Annotated in this window: 21 protein-coding genes and 1 pseudogene; 12 read left to right on the top strand and 10 right to left on the bottom strand. The window is 66.8% G+C overall.

Annotation, left to right across the window (positions count from 1 at the left end):
* The first annotated feature begins 171 nt into the window (after positions 1-171).
* A complete protein-coding gene (locus DIE13_RS04705; RefSeq protein ID WP_124826054.1) occupies positions 172-1506 on the top strand; it encodes a chloride channel protein in 1335 nt (444 codons plus the stop codon).
* Positions 1507-1737: 231 nt separating this feature from the next.
* Entirely contained in the window at positions 1738-3060 is a 1323-nt protein-coding gene (locus DIE13_RS04700) for a TIGR00366 family protein (RefSeq protein ID WP_096498761.1), read from the top strand.
* 66 nt (positions 3061-3126) lie between these two features.
* Here the strand turns inward: DIE13_RS04700 and DIE13_RS04695 are convergent, their stop codons facing one another.
* The 4 genes from DIE13_RS04695 to DIE13_RS04680 all read right to left on the bottom strand — a co-directional run bounded on the left by DIE13_RS04695 (position 3127) and on the right by DIE13_RS04680 (position 7233).
* On the bottom strand, positions 3127-4455 hold the full coding sequence (locus tag DIE13_RS04695) for an MFS transporter (protein WP_124826053.1): 1329 nt from the start codon (positions 4453-4455) through the stop codon (positions 3127-3129).
* Positions 4456-4682: 227 nt separating this feature from the next.
* Positions 4683-5615: a 3-keto-5-aminohexanoate cleavage protein gene (locus tag DIE13_RS04690; protein ID WP_124826052.1), complete on the bottom strand. Its 933-nt coding sequence runs from the start codon at positions 5613-5615 to the stop codon at positions 4683-4685.
* Positions 5616-5652: 37 nt separating this feature from the next.
* Positions 5653-6450 carry an SDR family oxidoreductase gene (locus DIE13_RS04685; RefSeq protein ID WP_124826051.1) on the bottom strand — a complete coding sequence of 266 codons (798 nt, stop codon included), beginning with the start codon at positions 6448-6450 and terminating at the stop codon, positions 5653-5655.
* 72 nt (positions 6451-6522) lie between these two features.
* Positions 6523-7233, bottom strand: coding sequence for a GntR family transcriptional regulator (locus DIE13_RS04680; protein WP_124826050.1), 711 nt, complete (start codon positions 7231-7233; stop codon positions 6523-6525).
* A gap of 458 nt (positions 7234-7691) precedes the next feature.
* Here DIE13_RS04680 and DIE13_RS33275 point away from each other — a divergent pair.
* The 3 genes and pseudogenes from DIE13_RS33275 to DIE13_RS04665 form a co-directional block, all read left to right on the top strand.
* Positions 7692-7928, top strand: a pseudogene (locus DIE13_RS33275) (T6SS effector amidase Tae4 family protein); the annotation flags it as partial.
* Positions 7929-8025: 97 nt separating this feature from the next.
* Positions 8026-8469 carry a type VI secretion system amidase immunity protein Tai4 gene (locus tag DIE13_RS04670; protein WP_124826049.1) on the top strand — a complete coding sequence of 148 codons (444 nt, stop codon included), beginning with the start codon at positions 8026-8028 and terminating at the stop codon, positions 8467-8469.
* Positions 8470-8545: 76 nt separating this feature from the next.
* Positions 8546-9277 (top strand): class I SAM-dependent methyltransferase, encoded by a 732-nt coding sequence (locus DIE13_RS04665; RefSeq protein ID WP_124826048.1) that lies wholly within the window; start codon positions 8546-8548, stop codon positions 9275-9277.
* 24 nt (positions 9278-9301) lie between these two features.
* On the opposite strand, the gene DIE13_RS04660 is transcribed toward DIE13_RS04665, so the two are convergent.
* Both DIE13_RS04660 and DIE13_RS04655 read right to left on the bottom strand, forming a co-directional pair.
* Positions 9302-10720 (bottom strand): cytochrome-c peroxidase, encoded by a 1419-nt coding sequence (locus DIE13_RS04660; protein WP_124826047.1) that lies wholly within the window; start codon positions 10718-10720, stop codon positions 9302-9304.
* Between the two features lie 114 nt (positions 10721-10834).
* On the bottom strand, positions 10835-12508 hold the full coding sequence (locus DIE13_RS04655) for a phospholipase C (RefSeq protein WP_124826046.1): 1674 nt from the start codon (positions 12506-12508) through the stop codon (positions 10835-10837).
* Positions 12509-12857: 349 nt separating this feature from the next.
* On the opposite strand from DIE13_RS04655, the gene DIE13_RS04645 reads away from it, so the two are divergent.
* Positions 12858-13769, top strand: coding sequence for an EamA family transporter (locus tag DIE13_RS04645; RefSeq protein ID WP_124826045.1), 912 nt, complete (start codon positions 12858-12860; stop codon positions 13767-13769).
* 45 nt (positions 13770-13814) lie between these two features.
* Here the strand turns inward: DIE13_RS04645 and DIE13_RS04640 are convergent, their stop codons facing one another.
* On the bottom strand, positions 13815-14288 hold the full coding sequence (locus DIE13_RS04640; RefSeq protein ID WP_006479071.1) for an Lrp/AsnC family transcriptional regulator: 474 nt from the start codon (positions 14286-14288) through the stop codon (positions 13815-13817).
* Positions 14289-14607: 319 nt separating this feature from the next.
* Between DIE13_RS04640 and DIE13_RS04635 the strand changes: the two genes are divergently transcribed.
* The 5 genes from DIE13_RS04635 to DIE13_RS04615 all read left to right on the top strand — a co-directional run bounded on the left by DIE13_RS04635 (position 14608) and on the right by DIE13_RS04615 (position 18446).
* Complete coding sequence (locus DIE13_RS04635; RefSeq protein ID WP_124826044.1) at positions 14608-15993, top strand: amino acid permease; 1386 nt, start codon at positions 14608-14610, stop codon at positions 15991-15993.
* Positions 15994-16051: 58 nt separating this feature from the next.
* On the top strand, positions 16052-17254 hold the full coding sequence (locus tag DIE13_RS04630) for an amino acid aminotransferase (RefSeq protein ID WP_124826043.1): 1203 nt from the start codon (positions 16052-16054) through the stop codon (positions 17252-17254).
* A gap of 128 nt (positions 17255-17382) precedes the next feature.
* Positions 17383-17781 carry a DUF488 domain-containing protein gene (locus DIE13_RS04625; RefSeq protein WP_124826042.1) on the top strand — a complete coding sequence of 133 codons (399 nt, stop codon included), beginning with the start codon at positions 17383-17385 and terminating at the stop codon, positions 17779-17781.
* Between the two features lie 117 nt (positions 17782-17898).
* Complete coding sequence (locus tag DIE13_RS04620) at positions 17899-18189, top strand: DUF1488 domain-containing protein (protein ID WP_124826041.1); 291 nt, start codon at positions 17899-17901, stop codon at positions 18187-18189.
* Positions 18190-18206: 17 nt separating this feature from the next.
* Positions 18207-18446, top strand: coding sequence for a UDP-glucose 4-epimerase (locus DIE13_RS04615; protein WP_096498726.1), 240 nt, complete (start codon positions 18207-18209; stop codon positions 18444-18446).
* 204 nt (positions 18447-18650) lie between these two features.
* Here the strand turns inward: DIE13_RS04615 and DIE13_RS04610 are convergent, their stop codons facing one another.
* The 3 genes from DIE13_RS04610 to lhpI all read right to left on the bottom strand — a co-directional run bounded on the left by DIE13_RS04610 (position 18651) and on the right by lhpI (position 20957).
* The gene (locus DIE13_RS04610; RefSeq protein ID WP_124826040.1) at positions 18651-19430 is read right to left on the bottom strand and encodes a helix-turn-helix domain-containing protein; all 780 of its coding nucleotides are present in this window, start codon (positions 19428-19430) and stop codon (positions 18651-18653) included.
* A gap of 17 nt (positions 19431-19447) precedes the next feature.
* Positions 19448-19852, bottom strand: coding sequence for a response regulator transcription factor (locus DIE13_RS04605; protein WP_124826039.1), 405 nt, complete (start codon positions 19850-19852; stop codon positions 19448-19450).
* Positions 19853-20021: 169 nt separating this feature from the next.
* Complete coding sequence (gene lhpI, locus DIE13_RS04600) at positions 20022-20957, bottom strand: bifunctional Delta(1)-pyrroline-2-carboxylate/Delta(1)-piperideine-2-carboxylate reductase (protein ID WP_124826038.1); 936 nt, start codon at positions 20955-20957, stop codon at positions 20022-20024.
* A 265-nt stretch (positions 20958-21222) separates the two neighbouring features.
* On the opposite strand from lhpI, the gene DIE13_RS04595 reads away from it, so the two are divergent.
* Positions 21223-21960 (top strand): FadR/GntR family transcriptional regulator, encoded by a 738-nt coding sequence (locus DIE13_RS04595; RefSeq protein ID WP_124826037.1) that lies wholly within the window; start codon positions 21223-21225, stop codon positions 21958-21960.
* Positions 21961-22046 lie beyond the last annotated feature (86 nt).

Genomic DNA, 22046 nt, shown 5'->3' with positions numbered 1-22046 from the left:
GCCATGACGGGGCGGCGCGCCCGTCGCGGTGCGCCGTCACCACAGTATTCTAAAAATACATGAGTTGATCAGAAAAATACGTTTGTCGCATGATAAGCCGAGGCCTACGATGCGGTCCTGACGGCGGCGTGCATGGTGCGCGCCGTCTTTCGATCCTCGTTCGCCGACCTCATGCGCCCCGATCTCCCGTTCGCTTCCGCGTCTTCTTCGCCGTCCACCAGCCCGTTTGCACGGATCGCCGTCGTCACGGTCCTGACCGGCTTCGGCGCGGGCTTCGGCGGAATGCTGCTCGCGCTGTTGCTGCACGCGATCCAGCATGTCGCCTACGGCTACAGCCTCCAGCACGCGGTTGGCACCGAGAGCTTCCTCACGGGCGTGACCCGGGCCGATCCGCTGCGCAGGCTGGCGGTGCTGGTCGTGTGCGGGCTCGTCGCGGGCGGCGGCTGGTGGGCGCTTTATCGATACGGGCGGCCGCTGGTCAGCATTCGCCGTGCGGTTCGCGCGGCCGACCCGCGGATGCCGTTCGTCAGCACGGCGGTTCACGCGCTGCTGCAGATCGTCACCGTCGCGCTCGGTTCGCCGCTCGGCCGCGAAGTCGCGCCGCGCGAGATCGGCTCGCTGCTGGCCGGGCGGCTCGCGCACCGGGCGGGGCTCACGCCCGCCGACTGTCGCCTGATGGTCGCGTGCGGCGCGGGCGCCGGCCTCGCGGCCGTCTACAACGTGCCGCTCGGCGGCGCCGTGTTCGTGCTCGAAGTGCTGCTCGGCACGTTCGACATGCGCGCGCTGGTCGTGGCGATCGTCACGTCGGCGATCGCGGCGGTCGTGGCGTGGATCGGTCTCGGCAACGAACACCAGTACGCGGTGCCGCCGTTCGTGCTGAGCGCGCCGCTCGTCGCATGGTCGATCGTCTGCGGGCCGCTGTTCGGCTTCGCCGCGTATGGCTTCGTGCGGCTTACGACCCGTGCGCGGGCCGATGCGCCGAAGGGCCGGCTGCTGCCGGTGCTCGCGCTGATCAACTTCGCGGTGATCGGTGTGCTTGCGACGCGGTTTCCGCAACTGCTCGGCAATGGCAAGGGACCGGCTTCGCTGGGTTTCGACGGCTCGCTGACGATCGGTCTTGCCGCCGCGCTGCTCGTGCTGAAGGTGCTGATCGAGGCGGGCAGTTTGCGCGCGGGTGCCGAGGGCGGGTTGCTGACGCCGGGCCTCGCGAACGGCGCGCTGCTGGGTGTCGTGCTCGGCGGGCTGTGGAGCCTCGTGTGGCCAGGCGCGTCGATCGGCGGATGCGCGCTGATCGGCGCGACCGCGTTTCTCGCTGCGTCGATGCAGATGCCGATCACGGCCGTCGTGCTGCTGCTCGAATTCACGCACGCGAATCACGACAGTCTCGTGCCGATGCTGCTGGCGGTGGCCGGTTCGCTCGTTGCGTACCGGTTCGCGCAGAAGCTGGCGGAGCGGCGTGCGAATGCGATGGCGATGGTCGGTACGCCGGCGACGGCTGCTCGCTGAGCTGCGCCGTTATCCATCATCCTCGCAGGCGGAGCCCGAGCCGGCCGCAGTCGTTTTTTCCCCGTTTCCTCGCCCGTTTCTCATCCGTTTCTCGCGCGTATCGCTGCCGGATCACGCCGGGGCGCACGCCGAAGCGCGTCTTTCGGTTCTGTGCAAGAATCCGCGCGATTCCGCGCACCGAACAACGAACCACACGCGCGGACGTCCCTGTCAGGAAACGAGGAGCTCAAGTTGATTCAACGCATTTCCCGCTTTTTCACGCAGGTGGTCCACCGCGTGCTGCCCGACCCGTTGATTTTCGCGATCCTGCTGACGATCGTCACGTTCGCGCTCGCGTTTGGCCTCACGCCGAACACGCCCGCGCAACTCACGACGATGTGGGGTTCCGGCTTCTGGAACCTGCTCGCGTTCTCGATGCAGATGGTGATGATTCTCGTCACCGGCCACGCGCTCGCGAGCTCGCCGCCCGTGCGACGCATGCTCGTTGCGCTCGCAAGCACCGCGCGCACGCCGGGGCAGGGCGTGATGCTCGTCGCGTTCGTCGGCGCGCTTGCCTGTGCGATCAACTGGGGCTTCGGTCTCGTGCTCGGTGCGATGCTCGCACGTGAAGTCGCGCGCCGCGTGGCCGGCAGCGACTACCGGTTGCTCGTCGCGTCCGCATACATGGGCTTCCTGAGCTGGCACGGCGGGCTGTCGGGTTCGGTCCCGCTCGTCGCCGCGACGAAGGGCAATCCGATGGAAAAGACCATCGGGCTGATTCCCGTGTCGCACACGATCTTCACCGGCTACAACGCGTTCATCACGATCGGGCTGATCGTGATGCTGCCGTTTCTCGCACGGATGATGATGCCGAAGCCCGGCGAGGTCGTCAGCGTCGACCCGGCGCTGCTCGCGGAGCCGCCGAGCGTCGAGCGTCAGCTCGGACCCGACGCGACGTTCGCCGAACGACTGGAAGAGAGCCGCGCGCTGTCGATCTTCGTCGCGGCGCTGTGCGCGGTGTTCCTGGTGCTGCGTTTCATGCAGAAGGGTTTCGCGCTCGACATCGACACAGTGAACCTCGCGTTCCTCGCGGCCGGGATCCTGCTGCACCGCACGCCGATGGCCTATGCGCGTGCGGTGGCCGGCGCGGCGCGCGGTGCGTCGGGGATCATGATCCAGTTCCCGTTTTATGCGGGCATCCAGGCGCTGATGGATCACTCGGGTCTCGCGGGCGTGATCACCAAGTGGTTCGTCGATATCGCGAACGTGCACACGTTCCCGCTGCTCGCGTTCCTCAGCTCGGCCGTGATCAACTTCGCGGTGCCGTCGGGCGGCGGCCACTGGGTCGTGCAGGGCCCGTTCGTGATGCCGGCCGCGCAGGCGCTCGGCGCCGATCTCGGCAAGGCCGCGATGGCGATCGCGTACGGCGAGGCGTGGACCAACATGGCGCAGCCGTTCTGGGCGCTGCCCGCGCTCGCGATCGCCGGGCTCGGCGTGCGCGACATCATGGGGTACTGCGTGACGACACTGCTGTTCTCGGGCGTGGTGTTCGTCGCGGGGATGTATCTGTTCTGACGGTGCGCGGCGCGATGCGGACGAGACGGGGTCGCCGCATCGCGCCGGTTTGAATCGCGCGGAAGCTCAGTCGTTCGAGCGCGCATCGGGCCGTTCGTGCCCGTGGCGCAGCGCAAGACTTGCGAACGCCGCGACGACGAGCGCTGCGGCGAGCAGCGTGAGCCCGTTCTTTGCATTGCCCGTCGCCTGTTCGATAGCGCCGACGACAGTCGGGCCGACGAAGCCGCCGAGGAGCCCGCACGTGTTCACGAGACCGAGGCCGCCGGCCAGCGCGCTGCCCGCGAGTCGGGACGCGGGAAACGTGAATACGATCGACTGCACGACGAAGAACATCGACGCGGCGACGCACACGCAAGCGAGGCCGGCCACCGGCGACGCATGCGCGGCGCCGACCATCCCCGCTGCCATCACCACAAGCCCGGCACACAGTATCCGGCGCGAATGGTGCGACTCGCGCGCGAAGCGCGGCAGCGTTGCTGCGCCGAGCGCGGCGGCGAGCCAGGGCAACGCGGTCAGCAATCCGACCGCGAACGGCGAGAAACGCCCTGATGCGCCGATGATGCCCGGCAGGAAGAAGATCACCGTGTAGATCGTCAGTTGGTGGCAGAAGTACACGAAGATCGCGAGCCAGATCTGCGGATCGCGCAGCGCGGCGCCGAATGCGTGGCCGCCGTGGGCGGCAACACCGGCATCCTGTTCGGCCGCCAGCGTGCGTTCGAGGGTCCGACCGGTTTCGGGGGAGAGCCACGGCGCGCTGCTGGGGCGGTCCGGCAGGCGCATCCAGACGACGAAGGCGAGCAGGATCGCGGGAATCCCTTCGACGACGAACAGCCATTGCCAGCCGTGCAAGCCGAGCGAACCGTCGAGTTCGATCAGCGCGCCGGCGAGTGGCCCGCCGACGATGTTCGCAATGCACACGCCCAGCAGGAAATAGCCTGTCGCGCGCGCACGTTCCTCGCGACCGAACCAGTACGTGAGATACAGCATCACGCCCGGAAACAGCCCGGCTTCGGCGACGCCGAGCAGCAGACGCATCACATAGAACGACGTCGGGCCGCCGACGAATGCCATCGCGATCGACAGCGCACCCCAGGTAATCATGATCCGCGTGATCCAGAAGCGAGCGCCGACGCGGTGCATGATCAGGTTGCTCGGGATCTCGAACAGTGCGTAGGTGAGGAAGAACAAACCCGCGCCGAGCCCGTAGGCGGCGGATGAAATGCCGAGATCCACACCCATCGAGTGTTTGGCGAATGCGATGTTGGTGCGGTCGAGGAAGCTGATGACATAGGCGGCGATCAGCAGCGGCATCAGCTTGCGAAACAGCAGCCGGTTCAGCGACGCACTTGCGTCGCAGGCGGCGGAAGGCAGTGCCTGGGCGTGGTGAGTGGACATGCGGACGACTCCGGTAAAGGCGAACGGGCGCACACGGCAAGCACGGCGCGCCGCGTTCGACAGAGGCCGCTGCGTCGCGCGCAGCGGAGGAGCAGACGACGGAGCCGCGCCGGCGGCGCTCGACGGGAGCGGGGCGATGAAGGGCGTCCTGGCGCCGGCGCGGGCCGTCGCCTTGTCTCTGCGCTTGCGGGTCCTGATGCAGGGCGGGTGCGGGCGTTACCCGGCGATCAGAAATTGACCGCGTCGCCGCCCTTGAGCTTGAGCATCGCGCGCGCCTCGGCTGGTGTTGCGATATCCAGCGACAGGCCCTCGAGCACCTGTCGTATCTTCAGCACCTGCGCTGCACTCGATTCGGCGAGCTTGCCGGGCGCGATCCAGAGCGAGTCCTCGAGCCCGACACGCACGTTCGCGCCCTGGGCGGCGCCGATCGTCGCGAGCGGAATCTGGTTGCGGCCCGCGCCGAGAATCGACCACACGTAATCGTCGCCGAACAGGCGGTCGGCCGTTCGGCGCATGTGCATCAGGTCTTCCGGGTGCGCGCCGATGCCGCCGAGCAGGCCGAACACGCTCTGCACGAAGAAGGGCGGTTTCGCGAGCCCGCGGTCGACGAAATGGGCGAGGTTGTACAGGTGCGAGATGTCGTAGCACTCGAATTCGAAGCGCGTGCCGTTCGCGCCGCAGCGCGTGAGGATCGTCTCGATGTCGGCGAACGTGTTCTTGAACACCAGGTCGCGGCTCTTCTCGAGATGTTCGCGTTCCCACGGATGCTTCAGTTCGCGAAAGCGCTCGAGCATCGGATAGAGCCCGAAGTTCATCGAGCCCATGTTCAGCGATGCGATCTCGGGCTGGAAATGCAGCGCCGGCTGCAGCCGTTCATCGACGCTCATGTGCGGACTGCCGCCCGACGTGAGATTGATCACTGCGTCGGTTTGCGCCTTGATGCGCGGCAGGAATTCGGCGAACACGGCGGGGTCCTGCGTCGGCTTGCCGTCCGACGGGTTGCGTGCGTGCAGATGCAGGATTGCGGCGCCGGCCTGGGCAGCCGCGACAGCGGCTGTCTCGATCTGATGGGGCGTCACGGGCAGGTACGGCGACATCGACGGCGTGTGGATCGCGCCGGTCGGCGCACAGGTGATGATGACTTTGCGAGCGTTTGCCACGGATGGATTCCTTTCGGTGAGCGATGCGAGAGAAGCGTCAGAGCACTTCGACGTTGCCGCAGACGGAAATCGCCTGCCCGGTGATGCCGTGTCCGCCCGGCGAGCACAGGAACAGCGCGGTCGCGGCGATCTCGGCCGGATCGGTCATGCGCCGCAGCGAGATCTTCTCGAGATAGCGCTTCTCCATCTCGTCGTAGCCAATGCCGAGCTGCTGCGCGCGCGCCTCGATCACGCGACGCATCCGCGGGCCGCGCACGATGCCGGGCTGAATCGCGTTCACGCGGATGCCGAGCGGCCCGAGCTCGATCGCGAGGCTTTTTACGAGGCCGACGACGGCCCACTTGGTCGCCGCGTACGGTGTGCGGAACGCGTAGCCGAGCCGCCCCGCGACCGACGACAGCGCGATGATCGCGCCACCGTGCTTCGCGTCGCGCAGCAGCGGCACCGCGCGCCTCGCGAACTGGAATTGCGCGGTCAGGTTGATCGCGACCGTTTGCTCCCACTGCACCGGATCGATTTCGTCGATGCCGGCCGTCGGGCCCGCGATGCCCGCATTGTTGACCAGCACGTCGAGGCCGCCGAGTGCCGCCGCTACGTCCGTGAACACGCGCTCGACCGCGGCCGGATCGGCTACGTCGGCCAGCGTCGCGCTGATCGCCGGGCGGGACGGCCGGTCCGCCAGCGCCGCGATCGCGGCTTGCGATGCATCGCACACGTGGACGCGCGCGCCGCATTCGGCGAACGCGTCGGCGATCTCGAGACCGATGCCCGAGGCGCCGCCCGTCACCAGGACGCGCAGGCCGTCATAGGGTTTCAGCAGGTCGGAAGCTGTCATGCCGGGTTGTCTCCATCGTTGAAGTTGTATCGGATGCGCCGCCGCCGGACCGGCTGCTGCGCAATGCGGCCGCTACGGCTTTGCGTTTGCGCGCCGCGGGGTTTGCTCGGCCCGCAACGTCTCGGCGAGATCGTGCGCCGCGCCGCCGATGTCGAGCGCGATGCCGGCGCGCACGCCGGCACCGTCGCGCCGTTCGAGCGCATCGACGATCGCGCGGTGCGCATCCATCGAGCGCCGCATGTGCGGGATATCGAGCGCGACCATGTTGAGGAACGGCCCGACGCGCATCCACAGGTTCTCGACAATCGCGAGCGTGCTTTCGCTTGCGCCGTGCGCGTAGATCGCGCTGTGGAACGCGAAATTGCTCTGCAGGTACGCGCGCGAACGGCCGGCCTCGACCTGTGCCTGCATCGTTTCGCAGGTCTTGCGGACGGCGGCGATCTGAGCGTCGGTCATGCGTGCGCAGGCGCGTTCGGCGATGCAGCCTTCGAGTGCGATCCGCACGTCGCGCAGTTCATCGAGCATGTCGAGCGTCATCGGCGGCACGACGAGCGCGCGATTCGGGCCGTCGACCAGCGCGCGCTCGGCGCGCAGCCGCGTGAGCGCGGCGCGCACGGGCATCGTCGACGAGCCGACCGCCTCGGCGACGCTGCGCAGGCTCAGCGCCTGGCCAGGCGCGAAACGGCCGCTCATCAGCGCTTCGCGCAGTTGCTGATAGACCTTGTCGGCCATCGTTTCCGATTCGATGGCTTTCAGTGCGGGCGGGACGATACGAGGCGCCAAGGCGGGGGTCTCCTGGGTTTGATCTGCGATCTGTGATCACACTTGCGATGTGCGAAGTGTTATCGATCGGGCGACGGGAGTCAAGACGGTCGGGGTTGGGGAAAACGAGGGGGTGCTTCGCGGGAGGTGGGCGAGGGCAGGACAGGTATCGCCCGATGATTATTACAAAACGCTTTCCGTGAGTGCAGCATGATGTACGGGATGAAGGACCCGAAGCGTTTCGGGAAACCATGAGTCGCGGTGATTTTCCCATGCACTCCAGCCAACCAAGTTAATTCCGATGACAAGGAGTCGAAGTGAAACGACCTTCATTTGCCGTTGCGTGGGCGGCGTCCCAGCGCATTTATGATCCGGCCAATTCCGGCGAGCGGGCCGCGAAAGTGATCGGTGGATACGTTGAGAAGAACGTCAATAATCCGAATCCTTCGGAACGGTGGAGCAACATCTGTGCGGTGAGAATGAGCTACATCCTCGGAGAGGCCGGCATGGTGATTCCCCGAGTTCCCGAGCAAACGGTATCGGGCGGAGACAATCGGCAATACTTTTTTCGCGTTCGTGACTTGATTCAATTTCTCGAACAGCGTTGGGGGAAGTCGGACGGAGTCCATTATCCGCCGTCGAACGGTGGGCCGCTGGCCGGCCGACAGGGCGTCATCTTGTTCGAGGTGTCCGGCTGGCGTGATGCTCAGGGCCATGCAACGTTGTTCAATGGACGTACGTGTACGACCACTGCTATTTCAATGAACCAGGCGCACGCTATCGTACGGATCGTGCGAATTTTTGGAGTCTGTCATGAAGGGAGCCTGGATCGCGACCGCACTGGCATGTGCTGCGCTTCATCCTGCAACGGTGTCGGCGAAGGAGGCAACCCGAACGTCGCCGGAAGCCGGCTCACGGACCTACCTCCAGAACTTCAAGGACATGGTGCTCGCGCAGTGCCTGGCTACCGCCTACGCGCAGGCGCCCGCCGTGAGCAAGGATATCGGCAGCAGCACGAACGCGTTGCGCGACTGGACCTACTACGACCTGGAGCGCGCACCGGACGTCGTGCACGCGCTGGTGGCGAAATACCTTGCACGTGATTACCGGAATCCGGTTGTCGAATCGGAAGTCGCGGACGTCAGGTTCGACTACCTGAAGTGCATGGATCTGTATCACGGCAAGGCACTGGACGCCGCCGCGAAGAAGCTCGTCCTGCGCCCGAACAGCACGTACCGGGCCGAGAACCCGCGATAAGCGGTGACGTTCGAACGTCGCCGTCCGCGCGCCGATCGGGCAGAATCGACACTCCGATTCTCCCGACGGACGCCGCATGACCGACCCGAACGAACTGTCCGCCCGCCGCGCGTACGCGAGTTTCGCGCAACGCTATGCGGACATCGCGCCGACCAAGGCGCACAACGCACTCTACGAACGGCCGGCGACGCTGGCGCTGCTCGGCGACGTCGACGGCCTGACGGTGCTCGACGCCGGCTGCGGGCCCGGCATCTGCAGCGAGCACCTCGCGCGCCGCGGTGCGACCGTCCATGCGTTCGACATTACGCCCGAAATGATCGCACTCGCGAAATCCCGCTGCGCGGGGCTCGCGGTCGACGTCGCGGAAGGCGATCTCGCGGCGCCGCTCGACTGGCTGCCCGACCGGTCATTCGACAAGGTCCTGTGCTCGCTCGCATTCGACTATCTGCGCGATCTCGCGCCGACGCTGCGGGAATTCAGGCGCGTCGCGCGGCCGGGCGCGACGCTGGCGTTCTCGATGGCCCATCCGATGCGCGACTGGATGGACGAGCGCACGCACGGGGAGGGCACGTACTTCGACACGAACCGGTTCGGCATTCATTGGTCGGGTTTCGGCGAACCGAAGCCGTATGTCGAGGCATGGCGCCGCCCGCTTGCCGACATCCTGAATGCGCTCGCCGACGCCGGCTGGCGGCTGGAGCGCTTCGTCGAGCCGCTGCCGCTGCCCGAGATGAAGGCCGTGTCGGAACGGCTCCATGCGGAGCTGTCGCTGTCGCCGGCCTTCCTCTGCATCCGCGCGCGCTGCTGACGCCGCGCGGTGGCCCGCCGCCGCTCAGCGGGCCGGCTCGTCGGTCAACGTGCCGAGAAACGCTTCGATATCCTTGATGTCCCGCGCGGTCATCGCGGGCTTGTCGCCGGGCTTGCGATCGAACGGCGCATCGGTCACGTCGACGTTCGCACGGTACTTCGCCGGAATATCGTCGTATTCGTCGATCTTGCCGTCCGCGCCGCGCGAATAGAACTTCTGCGGCGAGATGCTGCGCTCGTTGTAGAACGCCATCACCTGGTCGAGCGTATGGAACACGCCGTTGTGGAAGAACACGTGGCGCGTTGCGGCGTTGCGCAGCGTCGGCGTGAGGAACATTGCGCAATACTGCGTCTGGTCCTTCAGGTCCTCGCGGAACGGTCCGCACACGCCGAGATCGTAGAACGCCGGGTTGCGGTTCTGCGCGAGCTGCCGGTTGCGCGGCGCGCCGAGCGCCTCGTATTGATAGTCGGTAAACATCGGCGGCAAGCCGTCCTTGCCGGGCTTCGACAGGTGGCAGCCGGCGCAATTGGCCTTGTCCGGATCGTTGAAGAGCCGCAGCCCGTGCAGCTCGGCCTGCGTGAGGCGCGCGCGGCCTTCGAGCCAGCGATCGTATTTGCTGTTGTACGGGTGGAACGACGGATCCTCGACCTGATACCGCGCGATCGCGAACATCGCCTCCGATACCGCGAGCTGCGGGCTGTCGAACACGCGCGGCCCGAACAACTGCTCGAACTGCGCGCGATGCGACGACTGCGCGAGCTTGCGCGCGACGTCGTCGATGCTTGCGTTCGCCATTTCCACCGGATTCAGCAGCGGTCCGAACGCCTGCTGCTGCAGCGTATCGGCGCGGCCATCCCAGAACATGCCGCCTTGCGGCACGAGCTGCGGTGCGGCCGACGTGCCGGCCACCTTCTGTGCCTTGACGACGCCGGCCGCCGACGCGGCCTGCTGCGCGACGCTCGGCGCAGCGTCGTTTTCGCCGGCGTCGGGGCCGATACTGAAGTTGGGCTGCCGGTACAGGTACATCAGCGACGGCGGCGGACGATAACCCTGCTGCGTCATCGCGAGGCCGCCCGGCTGCACGTCGAGCCTGTTCGGCGGGCCGTACGCGTGATCGGGGCTATGGCACGACGCGCACGACTGCTTGCCGGAGGCCGACAGCGACGGATCGACGAACAGCGCGCGCCCCAGTTGCGCGACCGCGGACAGCGGCTGAGCGGCCGGGCGCTGCAGCACGACCGGATGCGGATTCGCGCCAGTCCAGTCGGCGACGAGCTCGCCGATCGCCGCCGGCGTGCGGGCCGGAAACGCGATTGCGAACGCGCCGTAGCCGAGCACGACCGCGCCGAGCGCGAGCGCCGCGCGGCGCAGCGCGCGGGAAGGGGAACGCGGCGCGGCGGCGCCGGATGCGTCGGGAGACGGGTACGCGGGACGAGCTGTCATGCTGTCGGTCGAAAGTCGGAGTGCGGGCGCCGCACGAAGCGGCGCGTTGAATGGAAACGGCCGGCGCACGATGCGCCGGCCTGCTGCGTGCTGCTACGTGTTATGCAATGCCGGTCAGATCGCCGGCGCTGCGCTCAGCACGGTGCCTTGCGTCGGATCTAGATACAACGGCGCCGTATTCGGCTTCGACGAGAAGTCGAACAGGCCGCGCAGATCGCCCGCCGACGCATCGAACGAGCCGCCGCCGATGCGCTGGCTGCCGAGCCAGTTGTCCTCGATGAAGCGCACGACGGATGCCTGGTCGATCTGCGTGTGGTCGACGTAGTTCTGCTTCGCGTACGGCGAGATCACGACCAGCGGAATGCGCACACCCGGGCCGCAGCGGCCGTTCACGGTGCCGCCGTTCACGCCGGTGGTGCCGCCCGAGCCGCACTTGCCGTTGCCGTTCACCTGGTCGACCGCGTCGGACGACGAGCGGGTCGGCGTCGTGTATGCATGGTCGTACCAGCCGTCCGAGTCGTCATACGTGACGATCACGGCCGTGCTCTGCCAGTCGGGCTGTTGCTGCAGGAAGTTGACGACCTTCGTCACGAACGCCTGCTCGTCGAGCGGATCCGAATAGCCTGCGTGTGCGTCCTGTGCGGCCGGCGCCTTCAGGAAGCTGACCGACGGGAAGTTGCCGGCCTTCACTGCCGCGAAGAAGTCGTCGGTGTCGTACTGGTGGTTCGCCGGTTCGGCCGTCTTGCCGTCGGTTTCGAGGCTCGAGCCGATCGCCGCGACCGAGCTCGGGCGCGTGTGCTGCGGGTTCGACGTCGACGCGTAGTACTGGAACCAGTTATGGTGCGGGATGTAGTCGGCCGTCGCGGCGTTCACGGCGGTGGCGATCGTGCTGCGCGCGCAGCCCGTCGTGCCGTTGCTGTTGGTCGTCGACAGGTTGAAGCCGCCCATGAAGCCGCCCCACGTGATCTTCGCGCCGTTCAGCAGGTCGCCGATGTTCTTGCCGGTCATCATCGCCTGGTCGGTCGTGCTCGAGCACACGTCGTAGCCCGGGTCGACGTCGTTGATCATCGTGAAGCCGCCCTGGCCGTCATTGATGTAGTACGAGCTCTTCGCGAGCGTCGACGGCTGTGCCGACGTCTTGACGATCTGCATCCCGTTGGTCTGGCCCGACACGACGTTCAGCGCTCCCGGCGTCGACGGGCCGTACACCGTCGTATATGCGTTGTCGCTCATCGCGAAGCGCTGCGCGTAGTTCCACAGCGCGGTGACGGTGTTGCCGTCGAAGAAGCCCATCACCTGGCCCTTCGTGCCGAACGCGCCGGCGCCGCCGGACGAGCCCTTGCCGGTGTATTTCGGGAACAGGTCGGCGAGGCCGTTGTCCTCGGCCTGCTGCTCCGCCGTGTATGCGTGGTTCTGGTCGGCGGTCGCGGCCTGCGTGCGATCGAGGCGGAACGGGTTCGCGGCGTCGGTGCCGTTGGCCGTGTTCGTGAAGTTCGGGTTCGCGCTCAGCAGCGTGCCGGTCAGCCCGTTGACCGCCGGCGTGCCGGACTTCGCTGTGAATGCCGGTTCGCCCGACGGGTTCGACGCGTTCGGGTAGGTGCCGAAGTAGTGGTCGAACGACACGTTTTCGCCATAGATCACGACGACGTGCTTGATCGGCGTGGCGGTCTTCAGCGCATCCTGCGACGACACGGCGGGCGTCGACGTGGGATCGTCGCTGCCGCCGCAGGCGAACAGCGCAAGTGTTGCGCCGGCGCAGGCGGTGACGAGCAAGGCTTGACGGAACATCGGGAAGCTCCAGATAGGTTTGCGATGGTGGAGATCGGCCCCGTCGCCGTGTCGGTTCGGCGCGGAGCTCGTTGATAGAGCACCGGCATTGAAACAGTCCGGTATGAAGATATGGGGGCGGAGCGGTTTCGCGGCGGTTGCGTTGCGGTATCGATTTCATTACGGCGCGGAGGGCGGTGAAAGACAACGGAAAGGTATGATGTGTCTGCCACCTTTGCGACACATTCGGCCGGGGGCCCGGTCACTGCCCCGGGCGCCATGTCCGGCGGGCGATAGCGCGCAGCGGGCAGGGTCGGCCGGGCGGTCGAGCAGCCGGTCGTTTTTGACAATCGCGTGACGCATTCATACGATGTACGGCCCGCGGCGACGATTTCGCGTTGCCGGCCGTCAGCGAGTATTCAGCGTGCCGATTCCCGTTTTGTTTGCCGTGTTGTGTGCCGCGTTCCTGCACGCGTCATGGAATGCGCTCGTGCGCAGCAGCGGCGACCGGCTGCGTTCGGCCACCGTGCTGCAGATTGCGATCGGGCTGTTCGCGCTGCTGTTCCTGCCGGCCGCCGCGCCGATCTCGCTCGCGAGCTGGATCTGCGTCGCCGCATCGGCGGTGATTCATATGGTCTATACGCTGCTGCTGGTGCGCGCGTACGAACACGGCGACCTGACCGTCGCGTATCCGGTCGCGCGCGGCACCGCGCCGCTGCTCGTCACCCTGGGCGCGGCGGCGTTCGCCGGCGAGCGGCTGAGCGCGGGCGCGCAATGCGGGCTCGTGCTGATTTGCGCGGGGATCATGGCGATCGGGCTGGAAGGAGGACGCGGTGCGCGGCACCGGATGACGCAGGTGTTGCCGACCGCGTTTGCGACCGGCGTGTCGATTGCCGCATACAGCGTGGTCGACGGGATCGGCGTACGCGAAAGCGGCAGCACGATCGGCTATACCGCGTGGATGTTCGTGCTGACCGGGCTGATGATGGCCGTGTACTACCGGCTGCGGGCGGGGTCGCTGCGGCTCGCGCAGGATGTCGGCGAAACGGCGAAGGCCGCGTGCGGCGGCGTATTTGCGGCGCTCGCGTACGGGATCGTGATCTGGGCGATGGATCGCGCACCGATGGGCCCCGTGTCGGCGTTGCGCGAGACGAGCGTGGTGTTCGCGGCGCTGATCGCGCGCGTATATCTCGGCGAGCGGCTGACGCGGCGCCGGGCGGCCGGGTGCGCGGTGATCGCGGCGGGTGCGTTGCTGATCAGTGCGTTTGAAGCGGTGCGGTAAACACGGCAATCGAACGACGCATGGCTCGGTGCATCACTCGACGCTTTAGCTTTCCACCGGCATCGCACTCGTACACTTGATCTCGTCGAGGCACACGCTCGAATGCACGCCGCTCACGCCGGGAATGCGCATCAGCGTCTCGAGCAGGAACGTGGACAGCCCCTTCAGGTCGTGCGCGACCACCTTCAGCACGTAGTCGATGTCGCCGGTCACCGAGAAACATTCCTGGATCTGCGCCAGATCCGACACCAGCTTCTGGAACTTCGACAGGTCGCGGATATGCCCGCGCTCCATGGTCACGTGCACGAACGCGGTGACGCCGAAACCGAGCGTATCGGGGCAAAGACGCGTCTCGTAACGGCGGATCGCGCCGATCTCTTCCAGCCGGCGGTGGCGGCGCAGTGTCTGCGCGGGCGACAGGCCGACGGCCTTCGCCAGATCGAGGTTCGACGCGCGGCCGTTCTCCTGCAGCACCGACAGCAAGTGGCGATCGATGCGATCGAGAACCGGTTCAGGCATTTTTGTTTCCTCATCTGTCTCCTGGATGCAATCTTATCTCATAATGTAGGGTTTGCATGAGCAGGTTACGCAACCCGATTTCGTCGTCGCGACGCTAAACTGACGCCGGATTTTCGTGTGCGGCCGCAGCAATGCGGCGAAGACGACAGTCGGCGGCCGGTCTGGCGGGGCCGTTGACGCGAATCATCAGGCGTTGCCACGCGAAGATTGCAGTCCCCAACCCGGTGGCTCCACGAACGGTCGCCGGCATAGCAAAACAGCGCCCGGCACACCGAGGCGCGCCGCACCGCTTCCGGCGGGCGGAGAGAGTGGAGAAGACATGGTTTCTGGAAACGAGAAGGACGGCCTGAAGCGGGGGCTGAAGAATCGCCACATCCAGCTGATCGCGCTCGGTGGCGCGCTCGGCACGGGGCTGTTCCTCGGCATCGCGCAGACGATCAAGATGGCAGGCCCGTCCGTGCTGCTCGGCTACGGGGTGGCCGGCATCATCGCATTCTTCATCATGCGCCAGCTGGGCGAGATGGTCGTCGACGAGCCGGTCGCCGGCTCGTTCAGCTACTTCGCCGACAAGTACGTCGGTCACTTCACCGGCTTCCTGTCGGGCTGGAACTACTGGGTGCTGTACATCCTCGTCAGCATGGCCGAGCTGTCCGCCGTCGGGATCTACGTGCAGTACTGGTGGCCGGGCGTGCCGACCTGGGTGTCGGCGCTGGTGTTCTTCGTCGCGATCAACCTGCTGAACCTGGCGAGCGTGAAGTCGTACGGCGAGACGGAATTCTGGTTCTCGATCATCAAGGTCGCGGCGATCGTCGGGATGATCGGCTTCGGCGGCTGGCTGCTCGCGAGCGGTCATGCGGGGCCGGAAGCGACCGTCGCGAACCTGTGGCAGCACGGCGGCTTCTTCCCGAACGGCGTGTCGGGGCTCGTGATGTCGATGGCGGCGATCATGTTCTCGTTCGGCGGGCTGGAGCTGATCGGCATCACCGCGGCCGAAGCCGACGATCCGAAGCACAGCATTCCGCGCGCGACCAACCAGGTGATCTACCGGATCCTGATTTTCTACATCGGCGCGCTCGCCGTGCTGCTGTCGCTGTATCCGTGGGAAAAGGTCGTCTCCGGCGGCAGCCCGTTCGTGCTGATCTTCCACGCGCTGAGCAGCAACATGGTGGCGAACGTGCTGAACGTGGTCGTGCTGACGGCCGCGCTGTCGGTCTACAACAGCGGCGTGTACAGCAACAGCCGGATGCTGTTCGGCCTCGCGAAGCAGGGCAATGCGCCGAAGGTGCTGTGCTCGGTGAACAAGCGCGGCATTCCGCTCGCCGCGCTCGGCGCGTCGGCGCTCGCGACCGGCGTGTGCGTGCTGGTCAACTACTTCATGCCGGGCAAGGCGTTCGAGGTGCTGATGGGCCTCGTCGTGTCGGCGCTGATCATCAACTGGGCGATGATCACGCTGATCCACCTGAAGTTCCGCCAGGCCAAGCGTATCGCCGGAGAGCAGACTTCCTTCCGCAGTCTGGGCTATCCTTTCACGAATTACCTGTGCCTGGCGTTCATGGCCGGCATTCTCGTCGTGATGTACCTGACGCCGGATCTCCGTCTGTCGGTGTACCTGATCCCGGTATGGCTCGCGGTGCTCGCGATCGGGTATCGCTTCCGTCAGAAGAATGCGGTCTACGCGGTGCGCGACGGCGCGTCCATCCGCTGACACTGACACGCAGGCCAGGCCACAACCGATCATTCTTCCAAACGAGACCGACATAGCCATGTTCGAACACATCGACGCGTACCCCGGCGACCCGATCCTGACGCTCAACGAGAACTTCCAGAAAGATCCGCGCGATCAGAAGGTCAACCTGAGCATCGGCATCTATTTCGACGCCGAAGGCCGGATTCCCGTGATGGACGCCGTGCGCGAAGCCGAAACCGCGCTGCAGCGCGACATCGGCCCGAAGCCCTACCTGCCGATGATCGGCCTGGCCGCGTATCGCGACGCCGTCCAGTCGCTGGTGTTCGGCGCCGATCACCCGGCGCGTGCGGCCGGCCGCATTGCCACCGTGCAGACGCTCGGCGGCTCGGGCGCGCTGAAGGTCGGCGCGGATTTCCTGAAGCGCTACTTCCCGGACGCGCAAGTGTGGCTTAGCGATCCGAGCTGGGAAAACCACCGCTTCATCTTCGAGCGCGCGGGCTTCACGGTGAATACGTACCCGTACTACGACGAAGCGACGGGCGGCCTGAAGTTCGACGCGATGCTCGCGGCGATCGACACGCTGCCGGCGCGCAGCATCGTGCTGCTGCACGCGTGCTGCCACAACCCGACCGGCGTCGATCTCGACGAAGGCCAGTGGGAGAAGCTGATCGACGTGATCGAGGCGCGCGGGCTGCTGCCGTTCGTCGACATGGCGTACCAGGGCTTCGGCGCGGGGCTCGACGCGGATGCGTTCGCGGTGCGCGAACTGGCCCGCCGCGGCGTGCCGGCGCTCGTCGCGAACTCGTTCTCGAAGAACTTCTCGCTGTATGGCGAGCGCGTCGGCGGCCTGAGCGTCGTCTGCGAGGATGCCGCCGCGGCCGACCGCGTGCTCGGTCAGCTGGCCGGCGCGGTGCGGTCGAACTACAGCAACCCGCAAACCTACGGTGCGAAGGTCGTCGCGGCCGTGCTCAACACGCCCGCGCTGCGCAAGCAGTGGGAAGAGGAACTCGCGGCGATGTGCCGGCGCATCGCGCGGATGCGCCAGTCGATCCACGACGGCCTGCGCGACCACGTGAGCGGCGAGGCGCTGACGCGCTACGTCAAGCAGCGCGGGATGTTCACGTACACGGGCCTGACCGAATCGCAGGTCGAGGCGCTGCGCGAAGTGCACGGCGTGTACATCCTGCGTTCGGGCCGCATGTGCGTCGCGGGCCTGAACGACTCGAACGTCGGCATCGTTGCGGATGCAATCGGCAAGGTGCTGAAGAGCGGCGTCTGACCGGTTCGCCGGCGCGTGCCGGATCGCATCGCCGAAACCGGCTGTCTCCATGCGGAGGCAGCCGGTTTTTTCTTGCGCGGCTGCGGCGCGGCGGTACGATGGGGGATCGAACGCGACGAAGGAGCGGCATGGCTATTCGAATCGTACGGCTGGGCACGCCACGCGCGCCCGGCGAGGGCCTGAGGATCGGCACGGTGCGGCGACCGCCGCGCGGCGTACCGAAGGCGGAATTCGCGTCGCGAAACTACTATGATGTATGGCTGCCGACGCTGTCGCCGAGCGCCGAACTCGTCGCGCAGGCGCTGACGGCCGAAACCGACGCGCAATGGCGCGCGTTCACGCGTTCCTTCCGCGCGGAAATGGCGCATGGCGACGCGCCGAAGGTGCTCGACCTGCTCGCGGCGTTGTCCGCAACGAGCGCATTCTCGATCGGCTGTTACTGCGAAGACGAGCATCGCTGCCATCGCAGCGTGCTGCGCGAGCTGCTGGCGCAGCGCGGGGCGACGATCGACGCGGACGCGGGCTGAACCTGCCCGGCCGCGCGTCATGTCGCGTGGCATCGCATGGCCGGGCGAACCGCTTGACGTGAGTCAAGCGTGCGGCGGCGCACACCACTATGCTCTGATCACGGAGTCGTTACGACGATGACAGGCGGACAGATGCAGATTGCCTTTCCACCGGACCCGCCCGAATACTGCGCACGCGATCTGGTCGTCGCGTTTTCGGCGCTGGTCGACGGTCGCTGCGTGCAGTGCGCGGTCACGGCCGAAGCACTGGAGGACCATTTCGGCGCGCGATCGCTGCTCGAGCAGGATTTGCTGGGTGCGTTCGACGCGCACCGGCCGGCGATCGAGGCGATGGCACGGCGAATGCTCGACGAAATCGGCGGCCGGCCGGTGTTGCTGCATAGCGGTCACTTCCGGCTCGACGACTGATACCCGCAGGAGGGTGCATGACACTGCAGGGCAATATTCATGAACGCGACTGGTCGGTCGAAGTCGAGACGCGGCCGTGCGAATCGGGCCAGTTCCGCTGTCGCGTGTCGGTCGAGCACGGCACCGGGCCGGCGCGCTTTCATCACACGTTCGAGCACAGCCACGCGTATCCGACCGAGCACGAGGCGGCGATCGAAGGGCTGCGCGCCGGGATGACGTGGATCGAAATGAAGACGTCGCAGACGTTCAGCGTGTGAACGGCGGCACGTCGATCGATGCGATCGAGTCGCGCACGTCCGCCGACGGGAGCCGGATTCGCGACGTGCGGCTGGATCAGGTCATGTACGGCTCTGTGCACCGTCATCGCTGCCATGCTGCAGCGGTGACGACGTCGCGGAGGCGATGCGTGGCGCCGCGACCGGCGACGCGTCGCGATGAAGCGAACGCAACCCCGACGCCGGTCAGACTTGCGCGAGCGCCTGTGCGTCGATGATCCGCACGCGCTTGCCGCGCGTTTCGACGAGCGCGTCGCGATGGAACCGGGAGAACATCCGGCTGACGGTTTCGAGCTTCATCCCGAGATAGCAGCCGATTTCCTCGCGCGTCATCCGCAGGTTGAATTCCGATGCCGAATAGCCGCGCGCCTCGAAGCGCGCCGACAGGTTCAGCAGGAAATGCGCGACGCGCTGCTCGGCCGACATCGTGCCGAGCAGCAGCATCTGGCTCGATTCGCGGACGATCTCGCTGCTCAGCATCTGATAGAGAAAATGCTGCATCGACTTCATCTCGCGGCAAGCGGCTTCGAGCGCGCCGAACGGGATGACGCACACCACGCTGTCCTCGAGCGCGATCGCATCGCAGCAGTGCTGGCCGCTGCCGATGCCGTCCATCCCGAGCGTTTCCCCGGCGATCTGGAAACCCGTCACGTGCTCGCGGCCGTCACGGTGCATCATCACCGTCTTGAACGAGCCCGCGCGCACCGCGTAGATGCTGTGGAACGGGTCGCCGGTGCGGAACAGCGCGTCGCCCTGGCGTATCTGCCGCGTCGCGCAGATGATCGCGTCGAGCCGGCCGTATTCTGCCGCCGTCAGGTCCGGCGGCAGGCACATCGAGCGCATCGCGCAGACGGAGCAGCGCGCGGCCGGATGTTTGGCCGCGTCGGCGGACGCAACCGCACGGAGGGGAAGCGTTGGCCGGGGCTCGACGAACGGGTCGGCTGCACAGGTGGCGGCGGTGGACATGGGTCACTCTGGCTCGGTCAGGGATGGTGCGCGCGAGCGTGCACCAGGGATTCGATGGCACGGCATGCGGCGTCGAATTCGGCGGTCTTGTCGAAGAAGTAATCGGCTCCGGCCGCCGCGCATGCCTCTCTGAATGCCGCTGCCGAATGATTCGTCAGCACGATCGTGACGACGCGCGGCGTCGCCTTTGACAGCATCCCGATCAGGTCGAGGCCGCTGCCGTCCGCGAGCCGCAGGTCGACGAGGACCACGTCCGCGTGGCTGCTGCGGATGTGGGCCCACGCGTCCTGGCCGTCTTCCGCTTCGCCGACGACCAAGACGCCGCCGATCGCGCCGACGCGTAGCGCGATCCGTTGCCGGACAGCGACGGCATGATCGACGAGGAATACCCTGAGCGTGGTGGGTGGCAGGCTGGCATTCATGCCGGCAGTATCGTGGCCCGCCGCCGAAAAGGAAATCGGCCGAATTGGAAGTTTGTGTAGGCGGCTTCGCCGCGTTGTAGGGCGATTCCTACAACGCGTACCGCCATGCGGCGGCGCGCGTACGTCGCGATGACGGGCATGCGGCAGGCAGCGGGGCGCTGCCGCCGAATCAGTTGCCCAGGCGCGCGTCCAGTGCGTCGCGCGCCGTGCGGCACGCGGCGAGATCCCACGCCGCACAGCCGACGCTCTTGAACAGCAGCGGGCCGCTGCGCTCGAATGCGCCGCGCAACACGTCCGCGAGCGACGCGACTTGCCGCCAGTCGACCTGCGCGACGATCAGGTCGCCGGCCTCGTGGCGTGCGCCGGCCGGGTCGTCGACGACGAGCCGGCTATGGCGCACGGTGTCGGCGTCGATTTCGGCGGCGTCGGCGGTGAATGCGCCGACGCCGACCACGAGCCGGCCCTCTCGCGCCGCTTCGCGATAGACGGGCGTGCGGCTCGTCGTCAGCGTGACGACGACGTCGATCGCATCGGGAATCGCGTCGCCGTCGAGCGGCGCGAGCCGCGGCGCCTGCGCACGGTGCGCCGCGCAGAACGCGGCTGCGCTGTCGGCGCTCGAACCGCGCACGTGCAGGCGCGCGTCCGGGAAAATCGCCGCGAGCGCTTCCGCGTGATTGGCCGCCTGCTTGCCGGTGCCGATCAGCAGGATGTCGTGCGGCGCCGTGCCGTGCAGCGCCTGGATGCCGAGTGCCGTGACGGCCGCCGTACGGCGTCCGGTGACCGTCGGGCCGTCGAGCACGAAGCGCATGGCGCCGGTGGTCGCATCGCACGCGATCACCTGGCCGAGAATCGTCGGGAGCCCGCGCGCGCCGTTGCCGGGGCAGACGTTCACGAGCTTGTGGATCGCGAGATCGCGTGCGCTCGACGGCATCGACAGCATCACGCCGCCGGCCTGCAGCGGCACGACCAGCCGCTCGGGGCTGACGATTTCGCCTGCTGCATATTCGGCGACGGTTTGCCTGAGCGTGGCGAGCAGCGCCGGGTAGTCGAGCAGCGCGGCCGTTTCGGTCGCGTCGAAAGCGGGAATCCGGGAGAGGGCGGTCATCGTGTAGGTCGGTTGCATCGGAGGGCATGGACGACGGGCGCGGGGGGGCGCTCGCCACGGAGGCTGCCAGGTACCGCGACAGCGAATGTTCTGGATCAAATCTATACCAGTTTAAGGTCGCCCCGCAATCCGGAAAATCGAGCGGATTGCCGATTTTGGTTCTAATATCCGTCCAGATGGGCTGTTGCGCGTATCGGCACTGGTGTCGCTCCGGTATAGTGCGAACCCCTTTCACGTCCACGCCCGCCCGGGCAGGAGCCTGCCGATGATGTCCGCCCGTCCCGAGTCGCCCGAAGCCGGTTTCCGGCCGCTGCAGATCTACGAGCAGGTCGCCGAGAAGATCCGCGACGAGATCCGCGCGGGGCGCTATGCGGCCGATTCCCGGCTGCCGTCGGAGCGCGAACTGGCGGCGCTGTTCCAGGTCGGCCGGCCGGCCGTGCGGGAGGCGCTCGGCGCGCTGCAGAACGAAGGCCTCGTGTTCACGAAGCGCAATTCCGGCACCTACGTCGTGCCGGCGCCGCTCGACGTGCTCGCGCTGCGCGGCGACACGCACGGCACGCCGGACGCGGACTTCAGCCCGACGTCGACGCTCGACGTGCGGCTCATTCTCGAACCGGCGATCGCACGCCTCGCGGCCGCGCACGGTCGCGCCGATCCCGTCGCCGAGGGCTATCTTGCGCAGATGGAAACCATCACCGACGTCGACGATCCGCAGCAGCGCGCGGTGTGGAACGAGAGCGACCGACTGTTCCACCGGCAACTCGCGCTGATGACCGGCGACGCGCTGATCGTGAAGATCGCGGACGAAGTCGCGAAGACGATGGACCAGCCGCTGTGGAAGCGGCTGAAGGACGACGGAATCTACGACGCGGGCCGCATCCGGCTCTACGTGTCCGAGCACCGGCTGATCTACGAGGCGATCGTGTCCGGCGACGCCGATGCGGCCGCGTTCTATGTGGAGCAGCACATCCGTCGCGTGCGGCGCGACATCGCGCCGAAATGACTCTTCGCATTGTTCTGGTATTGAAAGAAACCAGATTATAAAAGGTAATTTTTAAATTGCTTGATTATTGACCAGATGTGACATAC

Source organism: Burkholderia sp. Bp9016, from assembly GCF_003857765.1.
Lineage (GTDB): Bacteria > Pseudomonadota > Gammaproteobacteria > Burkholderiales > Burkholderiaceae > Burkholderia.
Note: the sequence above shows the minus strand (reverse complement) of the source record. Positions and strands in the feature narration are given on the sequence as shown.

Excerpts from the sequence above, each read along its gene's own strand:
- DIE13_RS04705 (WP_124826054.1), top strand. The coding sequence starts at position 172 with ATGCGCCCCGATCTCCCGTTCGCTTCCGCGTCTTCTTCGCCGTCCACC.
- DIE13_RS04695 (WP_124826053.1), bottom strand. The coding sequence starts at position 4,455 with ATGTCCACTCACCACGCCCAGGCACTGCCTTCCGCCGCCTGCGACGCA.
- DIE13_RS04685 (WP_124826051.1), bottom strand. The coding sequence starts at position 6,450 with ATGACAGCTTCCGACCTGCTGAAACCCTATGACGGCCTGCGCGTCCTG.
- DIE13_RS04670 (WP_124826049.1), top strand. The coding sequence starts at position 8,026 with ATGAAGGGAGCCTGGATCGCGACCGCACTGGCATGTGCTGCGCTTCAT.
- DIE13_RS04665 (WP_124826048.1), top strand. The coding sequence starts at position 8,546 with ATGACCGACCCGAACGAACTGTCCGCCCGCCGCGCGTACGCGAGTTTC.
- DIE13_RS04660 (WP_124826047.1), bottom strand. The coding sequence starts at position 10,720 with ATGACAGCTCGTCCCGCGTACCCGTCTCCCGACGCATCCGGCGCCGCC.
- DIE13_RS04655 (WP_124826046.1), bottom strand. The coding sequence starts at position 12,508 with ATGTTCCGTCAAGCCTTGCTCGTCACCGCCTGCGCCGGCGCAACACTT.
- DIE13_RS04645 (WP_124826045.1), top strand. The coding sequence starts at position 12,858 with ATGTACGGCCCGCGGCGACGATTTCGCGTTGCCGGCCGTCAGCGAGTA.
- DIE13_RS04640 (WP_006479071.1), bottom strand. The coding sequence starts at position 14,288 with ATGCCTGAACCGGTTCTCGATCGCATCGATCGCCACTTGCTGTCGGTG.
- DIE13_RS04635 (WP_124826044.1), top strand. The coding sequence starts at position 14,608 with ATGGTTTCTGGAAACGAGAAGGACGGCCTGAAGCGGGGGCTGAAGAAT.
- DIE13_RS04630 (WP_124826043.1), top strand. The coding sequence starts at position 16,052 with ATGTTCGAACACATCGACGCGTACCCCGGCGACCCGATCCTGACGCTC.
- DIE13_RS04625 (WP_124826042.1), top strand. The coding sequence starts at position 17,383 with ATGGCTATTCGAATCGTACGGCTGGGCACGCCACGCGCGCCCGGCGAG.
- DIE13_RS04620 (WP_124826041.1), top strand. The coding sequence starts at position 17,899 with ATGACAGGCGGACAGATGCAGATTGCCTTTCCACCGGACCCGCCCGAA.
- DIE13_RS04615 (WP_096498726.1), top strand. The coding sequence starts at position 18,207 with ATGACACTGCAGGGCAATATTCATGAACGCGACTGGTCGGTCGAAGTC.
- DIE13_RS04610 (WP_124826040.1), bottom strand. The coding sequence starts at position 19,430 with ATGTCCACCGCCGCCACCTGTGCAGCCGACCCGTTCGTCGAGCCCCGG.
- DIE13_RS04605 (WP_124826039.1), bottom strand. The coding sequence starts at position 19,852 with ATGAATGCCAGCCTGCCACCCACCACGCTCAGGGTATTCCTCGTCGAT.
- lhpI (WP_124826038.1), bottom strand. The coding sequence starts at position 20,957 with ATGACCGCCCTCTCCCGGATTCCCGCTTTCGACGCGACCGAAACGGCC.
- DIE13_RS04595 (WP_124826037.1), top strand. The coding sequence starts at position 21,223 with ATGATGTCCGCCCGTCCCGAGTCGCCCGAAGCCGGTTTCCGGCCGCTG.